The following is a 21,267-nucleotide window of genomic DNA, read 5'->3' as shown; positions in this document are numbered from 1 at the left end:
AGTTATTCATCTGCCTAAAAAACATCTTGAACCGAACCGTCGATGGCATTAACTAAATAATCTTCTCCATTAACAGATATTCTCCACATTGGGGCGAATACTTGAACATTGCCTAATGGCTTAAAAAAACTATAATAGCCAAAATCAACTTCGGTAATTGTTTGGTTTGCACTAATCAATTGTTCATTCAATAACCGTTCGATTGCTTTTAACCCAGAAAGAAATTCTTGTTCTCTTCCTGAGGCTTCTACTTCATATATCATTTGCTGATAAGCAACAATTTGTCCTTGATCATCGAGTTGAAGGACGAGTGGTGTTTCGTCAAAAGAATACATTACTTTGCCATCAAAATGCTGTATAAAAAGGAGTTGATTACGATCTTCTTCAAGCCGACTAAATTGATACAAATCACTATTCATAACAAACTCATTAAGAAATTGATCGACTTGTTGACTTATTGAATCTTGCTCTAATGGATAGGGCTCATCTAAACGAGAAATAATTGTTGTTTCATTCACAAACGTAATTTCTTGCGCTTTGAGTTCACGAACTGCTTGTTCAGTCATTTCAATATTTTTTCCGACAATTAGAAAACCAGATGCCAATTCTTCTTCAATGACGTCATTAATCGCCACATTCATCTCATTTAATCGTTCTTGGAGAGTAGCTTCAATGATAAGATTCATCTGATTAGCGTAATTTAACTCGCGCAGTTGAAAATAAAGAAAACTATTTAAAAAAATAAATGAAATGATAAAAATCGTTTTTGCTCTACTCCAATCCATAATCTTCTACCTCACGTTCATTCGTGACATCAAACGGTACTTTTTGCCACGTTTGATCGTAGTAAATATACCAGTTCGGTTCAACGGTGACGAATGCATTCCACTTTTTCATTTCATAGCCAATCGCAACTTTTTCTAAACGAGACAAGTCGAAATACTCTCGTTTTTCTAGCTCCTCAATGACATCATGTCCAGAAGGTAAATCAACACCAGTTCTAGCATAATCAATTGGTTGTTGATCAAGATCGAATAATGGTCGAATATATCTAGATGTTTGATTACCCGTGCGAAACACATACAAGCTCATTACATCAAAGCCATCCATTGAAATGACTGGAAAGCCATTTAACATTAAGCGAAAGTTAGCTTCTTCCCTAACTTCATTCGAAACCCAATCATATAACACATATTGGTCGGTCCAGCCACCATGCCCATTAATAAAATCAATACTACTGAGAATAACATTTCGGCTTCCACGTTCTGGATTTTCACTATAGATTGGGTTAATATAATCCATGAAAACGCCATTATTAATAATATTAATTAATCGGTTACCATCAGTGTACGTCTCTTCTCCATTCTCTTGGCGGAAAAATTTTGCCGAAAAGGGATCATTAAATAAAAGTTGCTTAAACACGTCTACAGATACTGGTGTAATCGTATAAGAAATGGTTTCAACAGTTATTGTTTCTTCTGGTAAATAAACAATTTTACTCCATTGTCCTTGTTCTGGTCCTACTTGATAACCAAATACGTTAATAAGTCGCTCTACTTCAGCTAAAAATTTTTCTTCAAAATCATTAACTGAAAAGGACGTTTCTATATCGGCAAATCGATTCTCATTATTGGAAATCACTCCGTAGTGAATCTTGTCTGTTTCAGGATTTGGGTAAATGAATACACGATCAACCTTACTCAAAGGCATCGAAATATCTTCATTAACATCCGTAAACATACTTAGAAAAATATCACCTGGAATGGCTGCAGGAAAGATGAGCTCTATCGATTCGTCTAAAATTTGGTTCATAGTTAGCGTAGACATCATCGATATATCTTCGATGCGGCTTGTCAGCCATTGCTCATTAAATTGACTATAAAGTATTTCGTTATTATTTAACAAAAAATGTTCATCATCTACATGAAAAATGACTTGTTCTGGGACAATCACTTCAGATAATTTTCTTTCTTCGTTTAAATGCGGATTATTAACATAGTCCGTATCTTTTAATAATGCGTAATCAGGTTGGAAAGTCCATATTTGCCAAGTCAGAACAAGGCTCAGCAAAACGAGGAATGTAAGAGTTGCAGATTTCATATTCTCATACATAATTGAACTCTCCTCCCTTGTAAGTAGAATACGGTAACGTGAAAAGGATTGTTGTCCCTTGCCCATATTCACTTTCTACCCATATTTCACCTCGATGAGCATGAACAAGTTCTTTTGCAATGGCTAAACCTAAGCCTGTCCCACCAATATTTCTTGCTCTTGCTTTATCAACTCGGTAAAACCGATCAAATACTTTCATTTGGCTTTCTCTTGGTATTCCAACACCTTCATCAGAAATACTTAGACGCAAATTGTTCCCTTGATGCAGTAGCTCAATCGAGATATTTCCTCCATCAGGTGAATATTTTATTGCGTTGGAAATAATATTATCAATGACTTGGGTAATTTTATCTTTATCAATATCAACACACATCAAATCTCTAGGGATCGTACGAACAAATTTTATATTCTTTTCTTTTGCCATCATTTCAAACCGATCGACAATATTTTCTAGAAAGTGATTAAAATCTACGTTTTCGAAAGTAAACTGATAATCTTTACTATCCATTTTCGATAATTGTAATAAATCATTCACGAGGCGAATCATTCGTTCGGTCTCATTTTGCGTGACATTTAAAAACTTTGAAGCTAATTCAATGTCTTCAATCGCTCCATCTTCAAGTGCTTCTAGGTAGCTTTTTAATGTTGTCAATGGTGTTCTTAACTCATGCGAAACATTAGCAACGAATTCTCTACGCTCATGTTCAATTTTTTCTCGCTCAGTTACATCGTGTAAGACCGTTATAATCCCTGTAATCGGACCGTTATCTTTTTGTATGACGGAGAAACTCGCTTGGAGTAAAAAGTCTTGTTCTTCATCACTAAAATCAAGCAAAATAGACTCACTATAATCATCTAACTCGTTGGCCGCAAATGTTTCAGAAAGTCTCAAAACATCTGGAAGTGGCTTCGAGTAAGCTTCTTCGCTCGATGTCTCTAATAGTTGTTCTGCTCTTTTATTCATTAAAATAATATTCCCATTCTGATCCGTCGCAATGACACCGTCACTCATATGAGATAGGACTGAACTCAGTTTTTTCTTTTCTCTTTCCGTTGAAGCATTGGCTTCTTTTAATTTTAAAGTGAGTTCATTAAAAGACGTCGCTAATTGACCAATTTCATCTCTACCGTACACTCGCACATGGCCAGTAAAGTCACCTTTCCCCATTCGGTGCGCTTGTTTTTTCATATCAATGATCGGGCCTGTAATTGTTCTCGCAATTAAAATAATAAGAATAGCAGTTATTGTAACGGCAATCCCTGTTCCTTTGCCAAGAATCTCATTAATTTGTTGCATTTGATCATAAATTTCTTCCATAGAAGCTTCAATGTAGATGGCTCCGATCGTTTCATTTATCGATTTAACAGGCAAAGCAATGACGCGCAGACGATGTCCCGTCTCTGGATCCCGTAAAAAGCCAGTATCCTTTGTTCCAAGCAATGCTCGTTTGACTCTAACTTCCGTGCTTTGCTGGCCTACAATGTGACGATTCTGTGCTTTAGAAGTCGCTAATACAACCTTATTCATATCGACGACTTGAGCTTCGGAGTTTTCAATCGCAAAAAATTCTCTTAACAATACATTAATATCTCTACCAAGCGAAGAGTTATCATCTCTAGGCTTTACCAGCTCTTGCTCAACGTTATAAGCTAATAAATTGGCTCGTTCATCTAGCATTTCTGTATAGTTATTTACGAGCTGGTCTTCTAATTGCCGAATGAAATACACTCCAATAATTTGCATTGCAATAAAAATAAGTAATACATACGTAATAATTAATTTAAATTGAATCGATTTAAAAAAACCGACCTTTTTATCCATTCTTAATTCTCCTGCCCTGGATGACGTAAATAATATCCGACTCCTCGCCGCGTAATAATCCATGTTGGATAACTTGGGTTATCTTCAACTTTTTCACGCAATCGCCTTACTGTAACATCGACGGTTCGCACGTCTCCAAAATAATCGTATCCCCAGACTGCCTGAAGTAAATGCTCTCTTGTCATCACTTGTCCAAGATGATTCGCCAAATAATGAATGAGTTCAAACTCACGATGAGTCAACTCAATTTCTTCGCCACGTCGCTTCACAAGATAAGCATCGGGTTTAATTACTAAATCACCGACGGCAATTTCCTTCAATGGTTGCTGTTCATCTGGTTTAATGCTATGACGTCTTAGGTTCGCTTTTACTCGAGCAATTAACTCGCGCGTACTAAATGGTTTCGTTACATAATCGTCTGCTCCTAATTCGAGCCCCAACACTTTATCAATTTCTGAGTCTTTTGCCGTTAACATAATAATAGGCATATCATGACTCTTGCGAATTTCTCTGCAAACTTCCATCCCGTCTTTAAATGGCAACATTATATCAAGCAAAATAATATCTGGTACTTCTTTAAGAGCTAGTTCTATAGCTGTATTTCCATCATGTGCACAAATTACACTAAACCCTTCCTTTTCCAAACTAAACTTCAAAATATCTGCTATTGGCTTTTCATCATCTACTACAAGAATGCGTTCATCCATCCTTATCGCCCCTAACCTTAGTTTACGTTTACTTATCTTCATATTTTAACATATTAACAGATCACAAAAGTAGATATATAGCTTTTCACCATATGTTTACACATAAAAAAAAAGACTGACATTGAGTCAGCCTTTATATATGATTTAACGATTTAAATAATCCATAGGGTTCTGTAGTTGGCCATTACGGTACACTTCAAAATGTAGATGAATACCAGTTGAATTTCCTGTCGTACCCATGATGCCAATTTTTTGTCCTTTAGCTACAGTTTGGCCGACTCTAACATCGATTGATTCTAAATGTGCATATAGGGTTTCAATCCCATTATTGTGATTAATTCGGATGGTGTTCCCATATCCACCTTGCCAACCAGCTGAAATAACGGTTCCGTTATCTGCGGCTAATATGTTGTAATTACTAGGTCGGGCAATATCAATTCCTTTATGGAAACGCCCCCAGCGATTGCCTTGATAACTCGAGATATACCCACCTACAGCAGGCCATCCTAAACTACCTGTTCCACGCGATGTCGACTGCTTGGTTCCTTTTACAACAACGCGATTGACTGCTTCCTCTATAACTTCCTCATTAACAACAGTTTGCTTTATCGTTTGACCATTTTGCTGTGTAATTTCATAACTAACAATACGCTTTCCTGGTTTACCTTCTTGGGCAATTTTAGTATCGCCTTTCCACATTGAGGAGTCTTCTTTTGTTTCTGTTTGGAAAGTAATTTCTTCTTCTTCTTTTGAAAATTTCTCCACTTGTACAGTAACAATTGGTTTATAAGCTGTTACATTCACTTTTTGACCAATTTGCAAAAGTGAATCTTGAGTAATTTCTGGATTAAGCTTGAGAAGTTCTTCTGTATTTAAATCATGATCACTTGCAATTGAACCTAAGACATCTCCAGGGGCAACAGTATATTTTTCCTCCGTTAATGTTCCAAGGTTTAACATCTTGATCGCTTGTTCAACAGATAGTATTTCATTTGGATAAGCAAGTCCGTTATCATACTCTGCCTCAATCGATAATGTTATATCTTTAACTTCTGTTTCCCCAACTTCCAACTCTTCTACTGGCGCTTCTTCATCTTCTCGTAATTCAAAAGAAGCTAATTCATCTTCTGAAACATACTGTAACTTAAATTTACGTAAAACTTGTTTCGCTGATTCTTCTTCCTCAAGGAATAGCGTCTCCTTATCACCGAATGTAATCGCTACTGCTTCTGCCTTGACAGTTAAAAGCTCATCTAATTTTTCAATAGTTTCATCGGTTTTCGTTCTGATTCGGAATACTCGTTCAGGAATAAGCTCAACTTCTTGCCCAATAACTAAATTTAAAGATTCATATTTTTCACTGAATTGATCTATTTTTTCATTTACTAGATTTTCATAGTCGCGCGTATCACCAATTGAACCAATTCGTTCACCATCTACGTAAACATGGTAAATCGTATTTAATCCACTATTATTTGGTTCATTAGCAAGTGCAGTCGGCCCTGCTACTAATACAGCAGTACATGCGACAAGACTTGTAGCGACTTTTAATTTATGTATAGAATAATGTAACCAATTATACTTTTCTTTTATGTTATTTTGTCTAGTATTCTTTAAATTACTAGCCCTTAACGATTTAAACAGATTCATAAGATCCTCCCAAAAAACTACCTATATATAAAATTTGCTTTTTTAGACATAGTTCTACAACCTTTATCATTTTAGCACAAGACACAAAGGTTGTGTCTGACAATTTAAATTGAAATAATAATGTAATATATATTGAAATATTAGGTATTTCATCTCAAGCGACAAATCAAAAATGATTGTCAAAAATTTGCGGGTCTATATTGTATGGCATAAAAAAAACACCCTTTATAGGTGTATGGTGTGATTGTTGATTTTATTATACTTTATAGTAAGTGGTGCCGGCGAGAGGACTTGAACCCCCAACCTACTGATTACAAGTCAGTTGCTCTACCAATTGAGCTACACCGGCAAACCAAAACGGTAAATGACAACCTTCATTGAATACAAATGGTGGCTCGGGACGGAATCGAACCGCCGACACATGGATTTTCAGTCCATTGCTCTACCGACTGAGCTACCGAGCCTAAAAACATAAAAAGTTTGGCGACGTCCTACTCTCACAGGGGGAAGCCCCCAACTACCATCGGCGCTAAAGAGCTTAACTTCCGTGTTCGGCATGGGAACGGGTGTGACCTCTTTGCCATCATCACCAAACTTGTTATTATGGCGGTCCCGACGGGAATCGAACCCGCGATCTCCTGCGTGACAGGCAGGCATGTTAACCGCTACACCACGGGACCATAATCTATTTAGTTTTTTTAATTGGTGACCCGTACGGGATTCGAACCCGTGTTACCGCCGTGAAAGGGCGGTGTCTTAACCGCTTGACCAACGGGCCACTTTTGATTGAAAGTAAAAGTGGTGAGCCATGAAGGACTCGAACCTTCGACCCTCTGATTAAAAGTCAGATGCTCTACCAACTGAGCTAATGGCTCATGAAGTTTATTCATGTAGTTTGTCCACGTTGTTTCGGACGATGTCTTGCTTTGTTGCCTTACCTGTTCCTTCCTCTACTAGCTTCGCTTTGCAGCACGCTGTGTCGGAACAACTCGTAGTTTTTATACAAGATGCTTTGCTCGTAACTGAGCTAATGGCCATGAAGTTTATTCATGTAGTTTGTCCACGTCGTTTTAGACGCTATTGTTTTTCAACGACAAGAATTATAATAACATAACTTTATTCGTTTTGCAAGTGTTTTAAAAAAATATTTTTTTCTTCTAAATCAGTACTAGAATAACTTTTAATAGAATACTGTAGATTTACTCCAATTTCAAGAAGAAATTTTGATTAAGTAGGACAAGAACAAGCTTTCACTCATTCTTGCCCAAAAATTAAATATTAAACAAATACACCACGAATTAAATTCGTTTGATTACGATCTGGTCCTACTGAGAATATAGCTAAAGGAATACCTGTTAATTGAGATACACGTTCAACATAGTGACGTGCATTAGCAGGAAGTTCATCTAATGAATGAACACCAGTAATATCTTCTTCCCAACCTGGTAACTCTTCATACACAGGCTCGCACTCGGCAAGTACTTTTAAGCTTGCTGGGAACGTGTCAATAATTTCGCCTTTATATTTATAGGCTGTACAAATTTTTAGTGTTTTAATCCCTGTTAAAACATCGATTGAGTTTAATGATAAATCAGTAAGACCACTTACACGGCGGGCATGGCGTACAACAACGCTATCAAACCAACCGACACGACGTGGTCGTCCTGTTGTTGTTCCATATTCATTCCCTACTTCACGAATACGTTCACCAATTTCATCATGAAGTTCAGTCGGAAATGGCCCATCACCTACACGTGTCGTATATGCTTTAGAAACACCAACTACATGATGAATTTTCGAAGGTCCAACACCAGAGCCGATCGTCACTCCACCCGCGATTGGATTAGAAGAAGTAACAAAAGGATATGTTCCTTGGTCAATATCAAGCATAACCCCTTGTGCTCCTTCAAAAAGGACTCTACGACCATCATCTAGTGCATCGTTTAAAACGACTGATGTATCAACAACGTACTGAGCGATTTGTTGTCCGTACTCATAGTACTCATCTAGGAAGTCTTCTTTCGTAAATCCTTCTACCTCATAATACTTTTCAAACATACGGTTTTTCTCTTCTAGATTACGCTCCACTTTTTGTTCAAACTCTTCACGATCAAGTAAATCTGCAATTCGAATACCAATACGAGCTGCTTTATCCATATAAGCAGGTCCAATACCTTTTTTCGTTGTTCCAATCTTATTTGCACCTTTGCGCTCTTCTTCTACGATATCTAATTTAAGATGATATGGTAAAATCACATGTGCTCTATTACTAATACGAAGGTTACTCGTATCTACATTTCGATCATGTAAATACTTTAGCTCTTCTACTAATGCTTTAGGATCGATAACCATACCATTCCCAATCACACATACTTTATCTTTATAAAAGATCCCAGAAGGAATTAAATGTAGTTTGTATTTCTCTCCATTGAAAACAATTGTATGCCCTGCGTTGTTTCCACCTTGATAACGAGCAACTACTTCTGCTTTTTCAGAAAGATAATCCGTAATTTTACCCTTTCCTTCGTCTCCCCATTGCGTCCCAACAACTACTACTGATGACATCTGTGCACCTCCACAATTGCTATTACACCTTTATGTATATTGTGTAAAAATTAGTGATCTTACTCAAACCATAGCTAGTTTATCAATTTACTTCTCTAAAGTCAATAAAACACGAACATTATTAATTTATTTTTCACCATTTGTTCGTAATAAAGTGCTAATCAACACCTTTTTTGATGTTACCTCTCCTAGGCTTAGTTGAATGTTTACTTTCTTGGGTAAATTGCATTTCCTTCACCTGTTTTTTTATTATTGACTAAGTAAATTATTACAATGCTTAAAAACGCTACTAATTTTTAAGCATTGTAATAATCCTTTCATTTCTCGGACGTTTCAATCCATATTGTTCTTGAAATAAATTGAAACTTCCATCAGTGAGGGTATTAATTTCAATTGTTGCGGGATAAAAAAGCCACTCTGTCATTATACAGAGTGGGAAAGTAATTAGGCTCCTGTTGGCATACCTTGTTCATCATACCGCCGTTCTAAATTTACAAATTTATTGTATTCTTTAACAAACGCTAACTCTACAGTACCTACAGGACCATTACGTTGCTTCGCAATAATGATTTCAATAATATTTTTATTCTCTGATTCTTTATCGTAATAATCATCACGATATAAAAAGGCAACAATATCGGCATCCTGCTCAATACTTCCGGATTCACGAATATCACTCATCATCGGACGTTTATCTTGTCTTGATTCTACTCCACGGGATAACTGGGAAAGAGCGATTACTGTTACGTCTAATTCCCTCGCAATTCCTTTCAATGTCCGTGAGATTTCCGAAACTTCTTGTTGACGGTTTTCCCCACCACGTCCATTTCCTTGAATTAATTGTAAATAGTCGATCAAGATAATGCTTAAACCTTTTTCTTGCTTTAAACGACGACACTTTGCACGTATATCATTTACTTTGATACCTGGAGTATCATCAATATAAATTCCAGCCTTAGAAAGGCTACCCATCGCCATCGTTAACTTTTGCCAATCCTCAGATTCAAGTTGGCCTGTTCTCATTCTTTGAGCATCGATATTTCCTTCTGCACAAAGCATACGCGTCACGAGCTGACTTGCAGACATCTCTAGACTAAATATCGCAATGTTTTCATCTGTCTTTGTTGCAACGTTTTGTGCAATATTTAAGGCAAAGGCTGTTTTACCCACTGAAGGACGAGCCGCTACAATAATTAAATCACTTCGTTGAAAGCCAGCTGTCATTCTATCGAGTTCAGCAAAGCCTGTAGGAATACCCGTAATTTCTCCCGTTTGGTTTTGGAGCGTTTCGATACGGTCATACGTTTCAACTAGAACATCTTTTATTTGTATAAACGCTCCTGAGTTTTTTCTTTGAGCAATATCAAGAATTGTTTTTTCAGCACCGTCTAATATTGCATCAACTTCATCTTCACTTGTATAACCATCGGCTGCGATATTAGTTGCAACACGAATTAGTCTTCGTAGAAGTGACTTCTCTTCAACAATCTTACTATAATATTCAATATTAGCTGCAGTTGGAACTGCATTTGCTAAATCACTTAAATACGATACTCCTCCAATATCATCTAACCACTTACGATCTTGAAGTTCAGATGTAACCGTAATTAAATCAACAGGCTCTCCTTTTTCTGCTAGAAAAAGCATAACTTCATAGATTCGTTGGTGAGATAACCGATAGAAGTCATCTGGTAACAATTGCTCTGAGGCAGTCACTAAAGCTTGCTCCTCTAAAAAGATGGCCCCAAGTACAGCCTGCTCCGCTTCAATGTTTTGGGGAGGGGTACGATCAGCAAATAAATCACTCATTAAAATTCCTCCTCACCGTAAATTCACACGTTATACACGTTATATTAAAATTCTATCTATAGAGATTAAGGTTTAATGTTAGCTGTCACTTTTAATTAATTTTTTTCTTTTTATCTCAGACATATATTCTACCATAAAACACAAAAATGGTTGATTATAAAAATCAACCATTTTTGTATATCATCTTTTTTTACTACTTTTATTGTTCTATTACATGAACTTTCACAGTAGCTATCACTTGAGGATGGATTTTAATTGGAACATTTGTAAAACCTAAAGAGCGAATTGGGTCGTTTAACATAATTTTACGTTTATCGACTTTTTTCTTCATCTTTGCTAGCTCTTCAGTAATTTGTTTTGTAGAAATGGCACCAAATAGTCGGCCACCTTCACCACTCTTTGCTTTAATTTCAACTGTTATGCTTTCTAACTCTTCTTTATATTTTTTTGCTTCTAATAGTTCTTCTTCAGTCTTTTTCTCTTCACTTTTCTTTTGTGCCTCAAGGTTTCTCACATTTCCTTTTGAAGCTTCAACCGCTAAATTTTGTGGAAAAAGGAAATTACGCGCATAACCTTCAGCGACATTTTTAACTTCCCCTTTTTTTCCTTTTCCTTTCACATCTTCTAGAAAAATAACTTTCATGGTTAACTTCCCCCTTTTAAGTATTCGTCTATTGCATTTCTTAACATTTCTTCAGCTTCATCTAATGTTATATCATCTAATTGTGTTGCTGCGTTAGTCAAATGACCACCACCACGTAATTGTTCCATGATTAACTGGACATTGACCTCTCCTAAAGAACGAGCACTAATACCAATACGACCATCTTGTCGAGTAGATATAACAAAGGAAGCAGCTATTCCATCCATCGTCAATAATGTGTCTGCTGCTTGAGCAATTAATACTTGATTATATACATCATCATCGTCAGCTTTAGAAATGGCAATTTCATCTTGGTAGATAATCGCAGATTCCACTAATTTAGAGCGTTTAACATATTGATCAAGATCTTCTTTAAGTAACCTTTGAACGAGAATCGTGTCTGCCCCGTTTCGCCTTAAAAAAGAAGCGGCATCAAACGTACGGGAACCTGTTCTGACAGCGAAGCTTTTGGTGTCAACGATAATTCCTGCTAACAACGCAGTCGCTTCTAAAATATCCATTTTTAGCTTTTTCGGCTGATACTCGAGAAGTTCAGTTACTAGTTCAGCGGTTGAAGAGGCATAAGGTTCCATATAAACAAGAACAGGATCCTTAACAAACTCCTCACCGCGGCGATGGTGGTCCAAAACAACGACGCGGTCCACGCGATCTAATAGGTTCGGTTCTACAACAAGAGATGGTCGGTGCGTATCCACTACAACGAGTAGTGTTTGATCGGTCGCCATCTCAACTGCTTCTTCTGGGGTGATGAAGTGGGACCACAAGTTATCGTGCCTTTCGATTTCTTCCATTAATTTTTTTACATCCGAATGTATGTCTTCTCGGTCTAATACAATATAACCTTCTTTTCCATTCACTTCAGCAATTTTTAGGACTCCGATTGCAGCTCCGATTGCATCCATATCAGGATTTTTATGTCCCATCACAATTACTTTATTACTTTCTAAAACAAAATCTCTTAAAGCATGGGAGATCACTCGAGCACGAACGCGCGTCCGCTTTTCCATGGCATTGGATTTACCACCATAAAAATGAACTTTACCGTTCGTCTCTTTAATCGCTACTTGATCACCACCGCGTCCGAGCGCCAAATCTAAGCTTGACTGAGCAAGAGCACCCAACTCACGTATGGTCCCCTCACCACTTCCAATTCCTATACTCAGTGTAATCGGAATTTTTTCTTTTGCTGTCACCTCTCGAATTTCATCGAGGATACTAAACTTTGTCGTTTCTATTAATTGTAACGTTTGTTTGTTAAAAATCGATAAAAAACGATCTGAGCCAGTTCGTCGAAGTAAGATTTCGTGATCATTAGCCCATTTATTTAAGGAAGCTGTCACTTGGCTAGACAATTTACTACGAACTTGATCATCCATCCCTTGGGTCACTTCATCATAATTATCTAAATAAATAAGGCCAATAACTGTTTGATCTTCTTCATACATTTCTTTCGTCTGGACCGTTTCCGTTACATCGAAGAAATAAAGTAGTCGCTCTTCTTTCTTCAGATCAACTTGATAAAACCGTTCTTCTAATGAAATTAACCCTTCTTCCCGTTCCTCTTCAATGATAGGTAGTAAATGTCCTGAAAGGTCTTCTAATGGTTTTCCAATGAATGTATCCCCGAATACTTGAGTTACGTACGGATTGACCCATTGCACGACGTTTTCCTCATTATAAAGTAAAATTCCTACCGGCAAATTGACTACTGCTTCTTCTCCAGCTTTATTAATGCGATAAGACAAAGTAGAAACATACTCTTCCAACTGTTGTTCAAATGAGATCCTCGCTTGAACTGAATAAATTAATAAAACACCTAATATAAAAAAGCCAATAACCCCTATTTGCCATTGATAGTAAGTTAAAATTCCGATAAACAGCAATGCTACAGTAAACAAGGAAATTACGTGATAACCATGCCACCGTTTCATCAAGAACTTAGGCATATTGTCAACTCCTACTTTAAATTCCAAACTTTTTTCTACTTCGTTACTCGTTTGCGTAAATCAAAACCTAAATCAATGATCCCTATTATCCTTACAATAAATAATACCAAAGGCAAAAGTAATGAAAAGACAGTCGCTAATATGGGGACTACTTTAGGCACACTTTTCACATGGCAATAATAAAACAAAAATGATAACCCTTGTACGGTCATGGCAAATCCAAGTAAAGGAAATAAGTTAATTAAAACGATATGCATAAATGAAGTCTCAGGTACCCCAATTAACACTAAAATAGAGACAATTAAATAATACCATAAAAAGGACTTTGGAAACTTCCACTCTCTAAATGGTGGAAGTGCTGGTACTTTCGGATAGAACCGTTTTACGATTAGACGTGATACTAATTGAGTTAGTATAGCTGTTGTGATTCCCATTAATATGATTAATAAAGGACCTAGCTCAGCAAGCGTATCAATGACTTGATAAAACTCATCTAGTTGTTCAGTCGTTTCTTGACCAATGCCAATTAACATACTTTCTGCAGTTTCAACCGATTGCCGCATTAACTCTTGCGATGTATGTATAGGATGAATTCCTAATAGTACGATACTGATAACGAATAGTAGTATGATACTAACAATATACGTTAAACTTCCACCTAGCAACACAGCTAACCCTGACTTCTCTCTTCGATATAACTCCCCCACAACTAAACCACCGACTCCAAAAAATAATGGAATTGGAAGTCCTGGTAATCCAGAAATAATAAACGTTAAAAACATCGTAACGACCCAAAATAATAGGCCAGGCTTCAAACCATGACGAAGTACGTAAATAATAAATGGAATTGGCATGAACCAAATTAATACCATAGATATTAGAGGAATAAAGAGCAGTGCGATAATACCAATACCAAACAGGGCTGCTAAGAGGGATCCTTCTGTTAAGGCTCTTGTTTTCTTCACGTTTTCACCTCACTTTTTTACCTCATTTATTGTACCCTAGTTTCAATTAAAGATAAAGAAAGCGAGCACAGTTCAATACATTGTCTCATTACCAAAAATATTCTTTATAAAAAAAGAAAAAGCACAGTAGAGCTCTTGAGCTACTCTGCTGTGCTTTTAATGATATTAGTTAACTTCATTAACATACGGTAATAAAGCGATTGTACGAGCACGCTTAATTGCAGTAGTTAATTGACGTTGGTATTTTGCAGAAGTTCCAGTTACACGGCGAGGTAAAATTTTACCACGCTCTGAAATGAACTTTTTCAAAAGATCTGTATCTTTATAATCGATTTTCTCGATTTTGTTTACTGTAAAGTAACATACTTTACGGCGTTTTGGTCCACGTCCTCTACGAGCCATTGTAATTCCTCCTTCTTTTGTATTTTTTATATATTCAAGCAACATTTTGTCTTATCATCGGGAGTTTCGTTAACAATTTAGAATGGTAAATCATCATCAGAAATGTCGATGCTACTACCATCTGATGCAAACGGATCCTCGTCCAATCGTGATTGGTTACGATTTGGATTTGGATTCTGCTGACCGTATCCTCCTTGGCCAGTTGGCGCTGGGCCTCGGTTGTAAGAATCATTCCCTTGAGGTCCTCCACCACCGCCTGTACCTCTTGGTTCAAGAAATTGTACACTATCTGCAACAACTTCTGTCACAAAAACTCGGCGACCTTCATTATTATCATAGCTACGTGTCTGAATACGGCCTTCTACTCCAGCAAGACTACCTTTTTTCAAGTAGTTCGCTACATTTTCAGCTGGCTTTCTCCAGATAATACAGTTGATAAAATCAGCTTCTCTATCCCCTTGCTGATTTGTGAACGTACGGTTCACAGCAAGAGTAAAATTAGCTACTGCTACACCATTCGGAGTATAACGTAACTCTGGGTCTTTTGTTAGACGTCCGACTAGGACGACACGGTTAATCATCAGAACCCCTCCCAATATTTCTCACTTTAAGAAGATATTCAAAACGTTGAATAGTTGGCCTTAAATTTACGCTCTCAGCTCTACTCATCTTTTTGAATTCTTTCTTTTATGTTCGTCTATTATTGTTCGTCTTTAACGATTAGTAAACGAATGATGTTTTCGTTAATCTTCACAAGACGGTTGAATTCAGCAATTGCTTCTGGATTAGCCATTACGTTAATTAAAACATAATAACCTTCACGGAAGTCATTGATTTCGTAAGCTAAACGACGCTTACCTTTTTCTTCAATCTTCTCAATTTCTGCACCATTATTTGTTAACACGCCATTGAATCGCTCCACGATTTCCTTTGTAGCAGCTTCATCAAGGTTTGGCGCAATAATGTACATAATTTCGTATTTACGCATTCCTCGTCACCTCCTTTTGGTCTAACGGCTCCATCTTTTTGGAGCAAGGAGCAAAAAACTAATGTCATTTACTCACATTGAATCATTATACCAGAGTAGCTTGTACTATACAAGTATTCTATTTAATTAAACGTTGAAACGGAAATGAATAACATCCCCATCTTCAACAATATACTCTTTTCCTTCTAAACGCACTTTCCCTTTTTCTTTCGCAACTGCCATAGAACCTGCTTCGACTAAATCATTATAGGCAACAATTTCAGCACGAATAAATCCACGCTCAAAATCAGAATGGATTACACCCGCTGCTTGTGGTGCTTTCGTTCCTTGTCGAATTGTCCAGGCACGTACTTCTTGAACACCAGCCGTAAAATAAGTACGTAATCCAAGAAGATGATAAGACGCACGAATGAGCTGATCTAAACCAGACTCTTTAATACCTAACTCTTCAAGGAACATTGCTTTTTCATCACCATCTAATTCTGCAATTTCTGACTCAATCTTAGCACAAACAACAATGACTTCTGAATTTTCGTTAGCTGCAAATTCTTTCACTGTTTTTACATATTCATTATCGCCACCGAGTAAATCTTCTTCACTTACATTAGCAACATATAATACAGGCTTCATCGTTAATAGATGCAGTCCGTAAACAATTTTTGCTTCAGCTTCTGTAAGTTCCACACTACGCGCTGGTTTTTCATCTTCAAAAGCTTCTTTTAACTTCACTAATGCTTCGTGTTCAACCATTGCTTCTTTATCTTTTTGTTTTGCCATTTTTCCTACACGCTCAATCCGCTTGTCAACTGACTCAAGATCGGCCAAAATTAACTCTAAGTTGATAACTTCAATATCGTTAATTGGATTGACACGTCCAGCTACATGAGTAATATTCTCATCTTCAAAACAACGGACAACATGACAAATTGCATCAACTTGACGAATATGGGATAAAAACTTATTACCTAAGCCTTCACCTTTACTTGCACCTTCAACGATCCCTGCAATATCAGTAAATTCAAATGTTGTCGGCACCGTTTTTTTCGGTTGAACAAGCTCTGTTAATCGGGTAAGGCGAACGTCGGGTACTTCAACCATCCCTACGTTTGGATCAATCGTACAGAAAGGGTAATTTGCTGATTCTGCCCCTGCTTGAGTTATTGCATTAAATAACGTTGATTTACCTACATTCGGTAAACCAACGATACCAGCTGTTAAAGCCATCGGTCATCACTTCCTTTAGATTTTAGAAAAACAAGACTTATCGCCAGTGCTGACGAAAGGCGATGTCTTTTTCTTATACTTTACTCCACTAACCAAGAAAACTTTAATAAAGTGAAAAAATCGCATAAAATCGCCATTATCTTTATACCTTTCACAATTATAGAGATAGTTCAAAAAAAAAACAAGAAGCTGACTGTAACTGTGCTCCTCCTCTTTTGATTTCAGAGTGGTTTGCATTTTTCTACAGTCAACTTCCTGCAAGAACACTACTGTGCTCCTTTTTCAAGAACCTTTTTCATTTTTTTACTAAATTCTTTTCGAGGTAACATCACACTATGATCGCAACCTTGGCATTTAATTCGAATATCCATTCCCATCCGAATAATTTTCCAACGATTTTCTCCACATGGATGGGCTTTTTTCATTTCCACCACGTCATTAATTTCAAAATTTTTATCAGTCATGAATCGCTCTCCTCTACTTCAGAGACGTTCGTCCATTTTAACATTATTATACACTACTAAAACGAAAAGTAGAAACGTTCTTTACTTTACGTTCCTTTTTTTAAAATCGGGTACAAGAGAATCGCGGCTAACACGTATAAATTTAATATGCCATACAGCGGATACAGAATGGATATTAATGTTGAAAAACCAAAGGTCGTAAGTGGAACCATCATGACTAAAAGTAGTGTCGCTAACATCCAGACTGGTAGCTTGACATACTCTCTAAAGCGAGAGACGAGACCAAACACTCCAGCTGCTGCCGTTGTATAAATAGCAATCCATAATAGACCTGACATCAGTATGACCATATAATATGGATAATGCTTTAGAATGGCGAAAAGTGGGATCTCATATAAAATAATTTCTCCTGCAACTTGCAATAACGACTCATTATACAAAAAGGAAATACTCCCCAAAATAAGTCCACTTCCAACGCTTGCAATCCAAATTTCTCCTTCATGTTTAATTTCTTTCCCAATTGCTGATAACACAGCCACTAAAGGTAAAATGTTTAATGCCGTAAAAGTTAACGCAGCTGGCCAGTTACTTTGTTCATGTAGTAAAAACTCCATTGGGAAACCTTTCATATATTGAAAAGCAAACAAAACCGTTAGTAAGCAGGCAATTAACAAAGGAATGACAAATGCATTCATTGACGTCATGCCTTTTGTATCCCAAACAAATAGTAAAATGAGTAAAAAGCAAATGATTCCAATACCAAACCAATACGGTAAATGGATGACTTCTAATGTCGCTCCCCCACCCGCAAGCATAATAACTGTTGTAGAAAACAAATAAAGGACAATCATTACATCATATACTTTAGTAAACTGTTTTCCCATCAATGTTTCCAAGACTGGAATGTAATGTGTTGAACGAGATTTATAGCTGATTTTCATTATGACGGTACAACATACAATAAATAAAATGGCAAATAAAATAATTGCTAGTCCACTTTCACTTCCAAAAAACTCCCACAACTCTCGGCCTGAAGCATATCCTGCTCCGATCATTGTACCAATAATTAAAAATAACCATTTTAGCCCATTTGTCACCAAATCGATGTCTCTCCTTCCAATGCTTGTACTGTTAGCAAAACAGAAAGGATAGTTTCCATTAGCAAATCTATTTCTTTGCTCTTTTTCTTCTCTCTTTATGTATAGAAAGGAAAAAATATCCGTATACTGTTACTACTATTGCAAAGGAGAGAGATATATGATTCTTAATCGAAATATTTTCGCTAAAAAAGCTCCTCCTTCTCGTTTTCATATGGATGAGCCTAATGCAAAACATTCAATTTCTGAGCAATTAGCTGAGTTATTATCGCCCTATTGCCACCGTGAGCTTGTTATTGTTTGCATCGGTACCGATCGTTCAACAGGAGATTCATTAGGTCCGTTAATCGGGTCAAAACTATCAGAACGAAATCTTTCTAAATTTACCGTCTATGGGACACTAGAATATCCTGTGCACGCTGTTAATTTAGAAGAGAAACTCACAGAAATCGAACAGAATCATAGAAATCCTTATATTATTGGTATTGATGCTTGTTTAGGACGTTTGAACAGTGTTGGCCATATTACAGTTGCCAATGGTCCCGTTAAACCTGGAGCTGCTGTAAATAAAAAGTTGCCTGAAGTAGGCAATATTCATATTACAGGTATTGTAAATGTTGGCGGAATGATGGAGTATTTTGTACTTCAAAACACTCGATTGCATACCGTAATGAAAATGGCTAATATCGTAGCATCTAGTTTATATTTAGCGGATTATACTCTCTCTCAACGGATAGAACAAAAAACAAGTTTATTACAATCTTTCAAGCCTAATCTCTTTTTACGAGAACGAAAAGAAACTCATCTTTAGTCGATGAGTTTCTTTCGTTTACACAAAATATGTAAAAAAAGTAATGATTGAATTCCAATAATAGACACAAGTTACTAAAATAGCAGTCACTAGTATCGATGGTAATAAATTAGCAACACGAATTTGTATTAATCCTAAAATGTTCAACCCAATGGCAACGATCATAATTCCCCCTGTGGCAGTCATTTCAATGATAAACGTATCCATTAATTCAACAGGTATTAAACGATCAATCTGTGTTGAGAGTAACGCGATGGCCCCTTGGTATATCATTACTGGAATTGCTGAAAAAATAACACCAATTCCTAACGCAGACGTAAAAATAATGGCGGAAAACCCATCAAGCATTGACTTCGTATATAAAACTGAATGATCTCCACGCAAACCACTATCTAGTGCTCCAATAATTGCCATAGCACCTACAACATAGATTAATGTTGCGGTTACAAACCCTTTTGCAATTCCACCATTCTCTTTTGCTCCAACTTTTCTTTCTAGCCACTTCCCTAGGCGATTTAATCTTTCTTCCAAATCCCAACGTTCACCTAATAATGCACCTATAACTAAGCTACCAATTACAATGAGAAACTGTTCACTTTTTAATCCCATACCAATTCCTAGTATAATAACAGCTAAGGAGATCGCTTGCATTACGGTTGATTTTACTCGTTCAGGAATATTTTTTACCAATGACCCTAACAATGCTCCAAAAATAATCGCTAATCCATTAACAATTGTTCCTAATAACACCATAACTTCTCCACCCTTTTATTCTAACCACTTCTTTCGTCATACATTGATTAAAAGAAGGATTTTATCTCTTTTATTGCATCTATGAATCGATCCACTTCTTCAATTGTATTATAGTAACCGAAACTCACCCGAATAGCACCTCCATCTTCGGTACCTAGTAAAGAGTGAGTTAATGGTGAGCAATGAAGCCCAGCTCGTACACCAATTTGATAATGTTGATCTAAAATCATTGCTACTTCATGAACGTCGATTCCTTCAATTGTAAAAGATATTACGGCTAGTCGTGTCTCATGTAATTGTGGACCATAAATTTGGATACCCTCAATTACTGATAATCGCTCTAGACAGTATGTCGTTAATTGAGCTTCATGTTCATAAATACTTTCAATTCCGATTGAGTGTAACTCTTCAATTCCTGCTAGTAGTCCCGCAATTCCTGGTGTATTCAATGTACCGCTTTCATACCGCTCTGGACGTTTTTCTGGTTGATGAACATCTTCAGAATGACTCCCCGTTCCACCGTAAATTAAAGGAATTAAGTCGACATGATCTCTAATAATTAAGACACCAGTCCCTTGTGGACCCATCAATCCTTTATGGCCAGGAAAAGCTAACATATCAATATTCATTTCTTTCATGTCTAGTGATAAGATACCTGCTGTTTGTGATGCGTCTACAACAAAGAGAATATCATGCACCTTTGTAAACATACCTATTTCTTCAATTGGTAAGATCGTTCCAGTGACATTGGAACCATGACTTACAACGATAGCTTTTGTATTTTCATTAATTTCTTGTTCAATTAACTCGAGTAACAATTTTCCATTTACAGCAGGTTCAATATAAGAAACCTTAATCCCCTTCGTATCCTTAAGTCTCTCTAACGGACGACGGACCGAATTATGTTCAAAACTCGTCGTAATCACATGGTCTCCTTCTTTAAAATCAACTCCTTGAATGGCTTGATTTAAGGCTTGTGTTGCATTTAAATAAAAGCATACGTTTGCCGGATTTTGCTCCCCAAACATCATAGCAATAGTTTTCCGTGCTTTAAAAATAACATCATTGGCACGTACAGCTAAAGTATGCCCTCCCCTGCCTGGATTTGCTCCATAGTCATTAATTGCTTCTAACACTGCTTCTCCTACTTTTTTCGGTTTTGGAAAAGAAGAAGCGGCTTGGTCAAAGTAAATATAACTCATAAAATTCACCTACTTTACATATAGTTCATTAAGAAAGCTTATCTTATCACTAAACATTATGCAAAATCTCCGTTTAGCTAACATTA

At 36.8% G+C, this 21,267-nt stretch carries 19 protein-coding genes, 5 tRNA genes and 1 rRNA gene; 1 reads left to right on the top strand and 24 read right to left on the bottom strand.

Annotation, left to right across the window (positions count from 1 at the left end):
• Positions 1-14: 14 nt before the first annotated feature.
• The 22 genes from BK574_RS18405 to BK574_RS18295 all read right to left on the bottom strand — a co-directional run bounded on the left by BK574_RS18405 (position 15) and on the right by BK574_RS18295 (position 18,418).
• Positions 15-785 (bottom strand): two-component system regulatory protein YycI, encoded by a 771-nt coding sequence (locus tag BK574_RS18405; protein WP_078429579.1) that lies wholly within the window; start codon positions 783-785, stop codon positions 15-17.
• Positions 772-2,112, bottom strand: coding sequence for a YycH family regulatory protein (locus tag BK574_RS18400; protein ID WP_158211689.1), 1,341 nt, complete (start codon positions 2,110-2,112; stop codon positions 772-774). The genes BK574_RS18405 and BK574_RS18400 overlap by 14 nt, the downstream gene beginning before the upstream one ends.
• Complete coding sequence (gene walK, locus BK574_RS18395) at positions 2,105-3,934, bottom strand: cell wall metabolism sensor histidine kinase WalK (protein WP_075385159.1); 1,830 nt, start codon at positions 3,932-3,934, stop codon at positions 2,105-2,107. The genes BK574_RS18400 and walK overlap by 8 nt, the downstream gene beginning before the upstream one ends.
• A 2-nt stretch (positions 3,935-3,936) precedes the next feature.
• A complete protein-coding gene (gene yycF / locus BK574_RS18390; protein WP_078429577.1) occupies positions 3,937-4,641 on the bottom strand; it encodes a response regulator YycF in 705 nt (234 codons plus the stop codon).
• A gap of 144 nt (positions 4,642-4,785) precedes the next feature.
• On the bottom strand, positions 4,786-6,291 hold the full coding sequence (locus BK574_RS18385) for a peptidoglycan DD-metalloendopeptidase family protein (RefSeq protein WP_078429575.1): 1,506 nt from the start codon (positions 6,289-6,291) through the stop codon (positions 4,786-4,788).
• Positions 6,292-6,564: 273 nt separating this feature from the next.
• Positions 6,565-6,640: transfer RNA gene (locus tag BK574_RS18380), tRNA-Thr, on the bottom strand.
• Positions 6,641-6,679: 39 nt separating this feature from the next.
• Positions 6,680-6,755 (bottom strand) — tRNA-Phe (locus BK574_RS18375).
• Positions 6,756-6,769: 14 nt separating this feature from the next.
• Positions 6,770-6,885 (bottom strand): 5S ribosomal RNA (rrf, locus tag BK574_RS18370).
• Between the two features lie 10 nt (positions 6,886-6,895).
• Positions 6,896-6,971, bottom strand: a tRNA-Asp gene (locus BK574_RS18365).
• A 23-nt stretch (positions 6,972-6,994) separates the two neighbouring features.
• Positions 6,995-7,069, bottom strand: a tRNA-Glu gene (locus BK574_RS18360).
• A 21-nt stretch (positions 7,070-7,090) separates the two neighbouring features.
• Positions 7,091-7,166, bottom strand: a tRNA-Lys gene (locus BK574_RS18355).
• Positions 7,167-7,569: 403 nt separating this feature from the next.
• On the bottom strand, positions 7,570-8,856 hold the full coding sequence (locus tag BK574_RS18350) for an adenylosuccinate synthase (RefSeq protein ID WP_078429574.1): 1,287 nt from the start codon (positions 8,854-8,856) through the stop codon (positions 7,570-7,572).
• A gap of 444 nt (positions 8,857-9,300) precedes the next feature.
• On the bottom strand, positions 9,301-10,665 hold the full coding sequence (dnaB, locus tag BK574_RS18345) for a replicative DNA helicase (RefSeq protein ID WP_078429573.1): 1,365 nt from the start codon (positions 10,663-10,665) through the stop codon (positions 9,301-9,303).
• A gap of 199 nt (positions 10,666-10,864) precedes the next feature.
• Positions 10,865-11,308, bottom strand: coding sequence for a 50S ribosomal protein L9 (gene rplI / locus BK574_RS18340; protein WP_078429572.1), 444 nt, complete (start codon positions 11,306-11,308; stop codon positions 10,865-10,867).
• A 2-nt stretch (positions 11,309-11,310) separates the two neighbouring features.
• The gene (locus BK574_RS18335; RefSeq protein WP_078429571.1) at positions 11,311-13,275 is read right to left on the bottom strand and encodes a DHH family phosphoesterase; all 1,965 of its coding nucleotides are present in this window, start codon (positions 13,273-13,275) and stop codon (positions 11,311-11,313) included.
• Positions 13,276-13,310: 35 nt separating this feature from the next.
• A complete protein-coding gene (locus tag BK574_RS18330; RefSeq protein WP_078429569.1) occupies positions 13,311-14,240 on the bottom strand; it encodes a YybS family protein in 930 nt (309 codons plus the stop codon).
• A gap of 165 nt (positions 14,241-14,405) precedes the next feature.
• On the bottom strand, positions 14,406-14,642 hold the full coding sequence (gene rpsR / locus BK574_RS18325; protein WP_075385152.1) for a 30S ribosomal protein S18: 237 nt from the start codon (positions 14,640-14,642) through the stop codon (positions 14,406-14,408).
• A gap of 77 nt (positions 14,643-14,719) precedes the next feature.
• A complete protein-coding gene (ssb, locus tag BK574_RS18320; RefSeq protein ID WP_078429568.1) occupies positions 14,720-15,223 on the bottom strand; it encodes a single-stranded DNA-binding protein in 504 nt (167 codons plus the stop codon).
• A gap of 119 nt (positions 15,224-15,342) precedes the next feature.
• Positions 15,343-15,630, bottom strand: coding sequence for a 30S ribosomal protein S6 (rpsF, locus tag BK574_RS18315; RefSeq protein ID WP_075385150.1), 288 nt, complete (start codon positions 15,628-15,630; stop codon positions 15,343-15,345).
• Positions 15,631-15,756: 126 nt separating this feature from the next.
• Positions 15,757-16,854, bottom strand: coding sequence for a redox-regulated ATPase YchF (gene ychF / locus BK574_RS18310; RefSeq protein ID WP_078429566.1), 1,098 nt, complete (start codon positions 16,852-16,854; stop codon positions 15,757-15,759).
• A 266-nt stretch (positions 16,855-17,120) separates the two neighbouring features.
• Positions 17,121-17,318, bottom strand: a complete 198-nt coding sequence (locus BK574_RS18300; protein WP_078429563.1) for a DUF951 domain-containing protein — start codon at positions 17,316-17,318, stop codon at positions 17,121-17,123.
• An 86-nt stretch (positions 17,319-17,404) separates the two neighbouring features.
• Complete coding sequence (locus BK574_RS18295; RefSeq protein ID WP_078429561.1) at positions 17,405-18,418, bottom strand: YkvI family membrane protein; 1,014 nt, start codon at positions 18,416-18,418, stop codon at positions 17,405-17,407.
• 157 nt (positions 18,419-18,575) lie between these two features.
• Between BK574_RS18295 and yyaC the strand changes: the two genes are divergently transcribed.
• A complete protein-coding gene (gene yyaC, locus BK574_RS18290; protein ID WP_075385146.1) occupies positions 18,576-19,226 on the top strand; it encodes a spore protease YyaC in 651 nt (216 codons plus the stop codon).
• A gap of 18 nt (positions 19,227-19,244) precedes the next feature.
• Here yyaC and BK574_RS18285 read toward each other — a convergent pair whose 3' ends face one another.
• Positions 19,245-19,979 (bottom strand): DUF554 domain-containing protein, encoded by a 735-nt coding sequence (locus tag BK574_RS18285; RefSeq protein ID WP_078429560.1) that lies wholly within the window; start codon positions 19,977-19,979, stop codon positions 19,245-19,247.
• Between the two features lie 47 nt (positions 19,980-20,026).
• Entirely contained in the window at positions 20,027-21,181 is a 1,155-nt protein-coding gene (locus BK574_RS18280) for an aminotransferase class V-fold PLP-dependent enzyme (RefSeq protein WP_078429559.1), read from the bottom strand.
• Positions 21,182-21,267: the final 86 nt, after the last annotated feature.

The sequence above is a fragment of the Alkalihalobacterium alkalinitrilicum genome, assembly GCF_002019605.1.
GTDB lineage: Bacteria > Bacillota > Bacilli > Bacillales > Bacillaceae_F > Alkalihalobacterium > Alkalihalobacterium alkalinitrilicum.
Note: the sequence above shows the minus strand (reverse complement) of the source record. Positions and strands in the feature narration are given on the sequence as shown.

Bases quoted from the DNA above. Each gene is read 5' to 3' on its own strand.
- BK574_RS18405 (WP_078429579.1), bottom strand. From the start codon at position 785: ATGGATTGGAGTAGAGCAAAAACGATTTTTATCATTTCATTTATTTTT.
- BK574_RS18400 (WP_158211689.1), bottom strand. From the start codon at position 2,112: ATGTATGAGAATATGAAATCTGCAACTCTTACATTCCTCGTTTTGCTG.
- walK (WP_075385159.1), bottom strand. From the start codon at position 3,934: ATGGATAAAAAGGTCGGTTTTTTTAAATCGATTCAATTTAAATTAATT.
- yycF (WP_078429577.1), bottom strand. From the start codon at position 4,641: ATGGATGAACGCATTCTTGTAGTAGATGATGAAAAGCCAATAGCAGAT.
- BK574_RS18385 (WP_078429575.1), bottom strand. From the start codon at position 6,291: ATGAATCTGTTTAAATCGTTAAGGGCTAGTAATTTAAAGAATACTAGA.
- BK574_RS18350 (WP_078429574.1), bottom strand. From the start codon at position 8,856: ATGTCATCAGTAGTAGTTGTTGGGACGCAATGGGGAGACGAAGGAAAG.
- dnaB (WP_078429573.1), bottom strand. From the start codon at position 10,665: ATGAGTGATTTATTTGCTGATCGTACCCCTCCCCAAAACATTGAAGCG.
- rplI (WP_078429572.1), bottom strand. From the start codon at position 11,308: ATGAAAGTTATTTTTCTAGAAGATGTGAAAGGAAAAGGAAAAAAAGGG.
- BK574_RS18335 (WP_078429571.1), bottom strand. From the start codon at position 13,275: ATGCCTAAGTTCTTGATGAAACGGTGGCATGGTTATCACGTAATTTCC.
- rpsR (WP_075385152.1), bottom strand. From the start codon at position 14,642: ATGGCTCGTAGAGGACGTGGACCAAAACGCCGTAAAGTATGTTACTTT.
- ssb (WP_078429568.1), bottom strand. From the start codon at position 15,223: ATGATTAACCGTGTCGTCCTAGTCGGACGTCTAACAAAAGACCCAGAG.
- rpsF (WP_075385150.1), bottom strand. From the start codon at position 15,630: ATGCGTAAATACGAAATTATGTACATTATTGCGCCAAACCTTGATGAA.
- ychF (WP_078429566.1), bottom strand. From the start codon at position 16,854: ATGGCTTTAACAGCTGGTATCGTTGGTTTACCGAATGTAGGTAAATCA.
- BK574_RS18300 (WP_078429563.1), bottom strand. From the start codon at position 17,318: ATGACTGATAAAAATTTTGAAATTAATGACGTGGTGGAAATGAAAAAA.
- yyaC (WP_075385146.1), top strand. From the start codon at position 18,576: ATGATTCTTAATCGAAATATTTTCGCTAAAAAAGCTCCTCCTTCTCGT.
- BK574_RS18285 (WP_078429560.1), bottom strand. From the start codon at position 19,979: ATGGTGTTATTAGGAACAATTGTTAATGGATTAGCGATTATTTTTGGA.
- BK574_RS18280 (WP_078429559.1), bottom strand. From the start codon at position 21,181: ATGAGTTATATTTACTTTGACCAAGCCGCTTCTTCTTTTCCAAAACCG.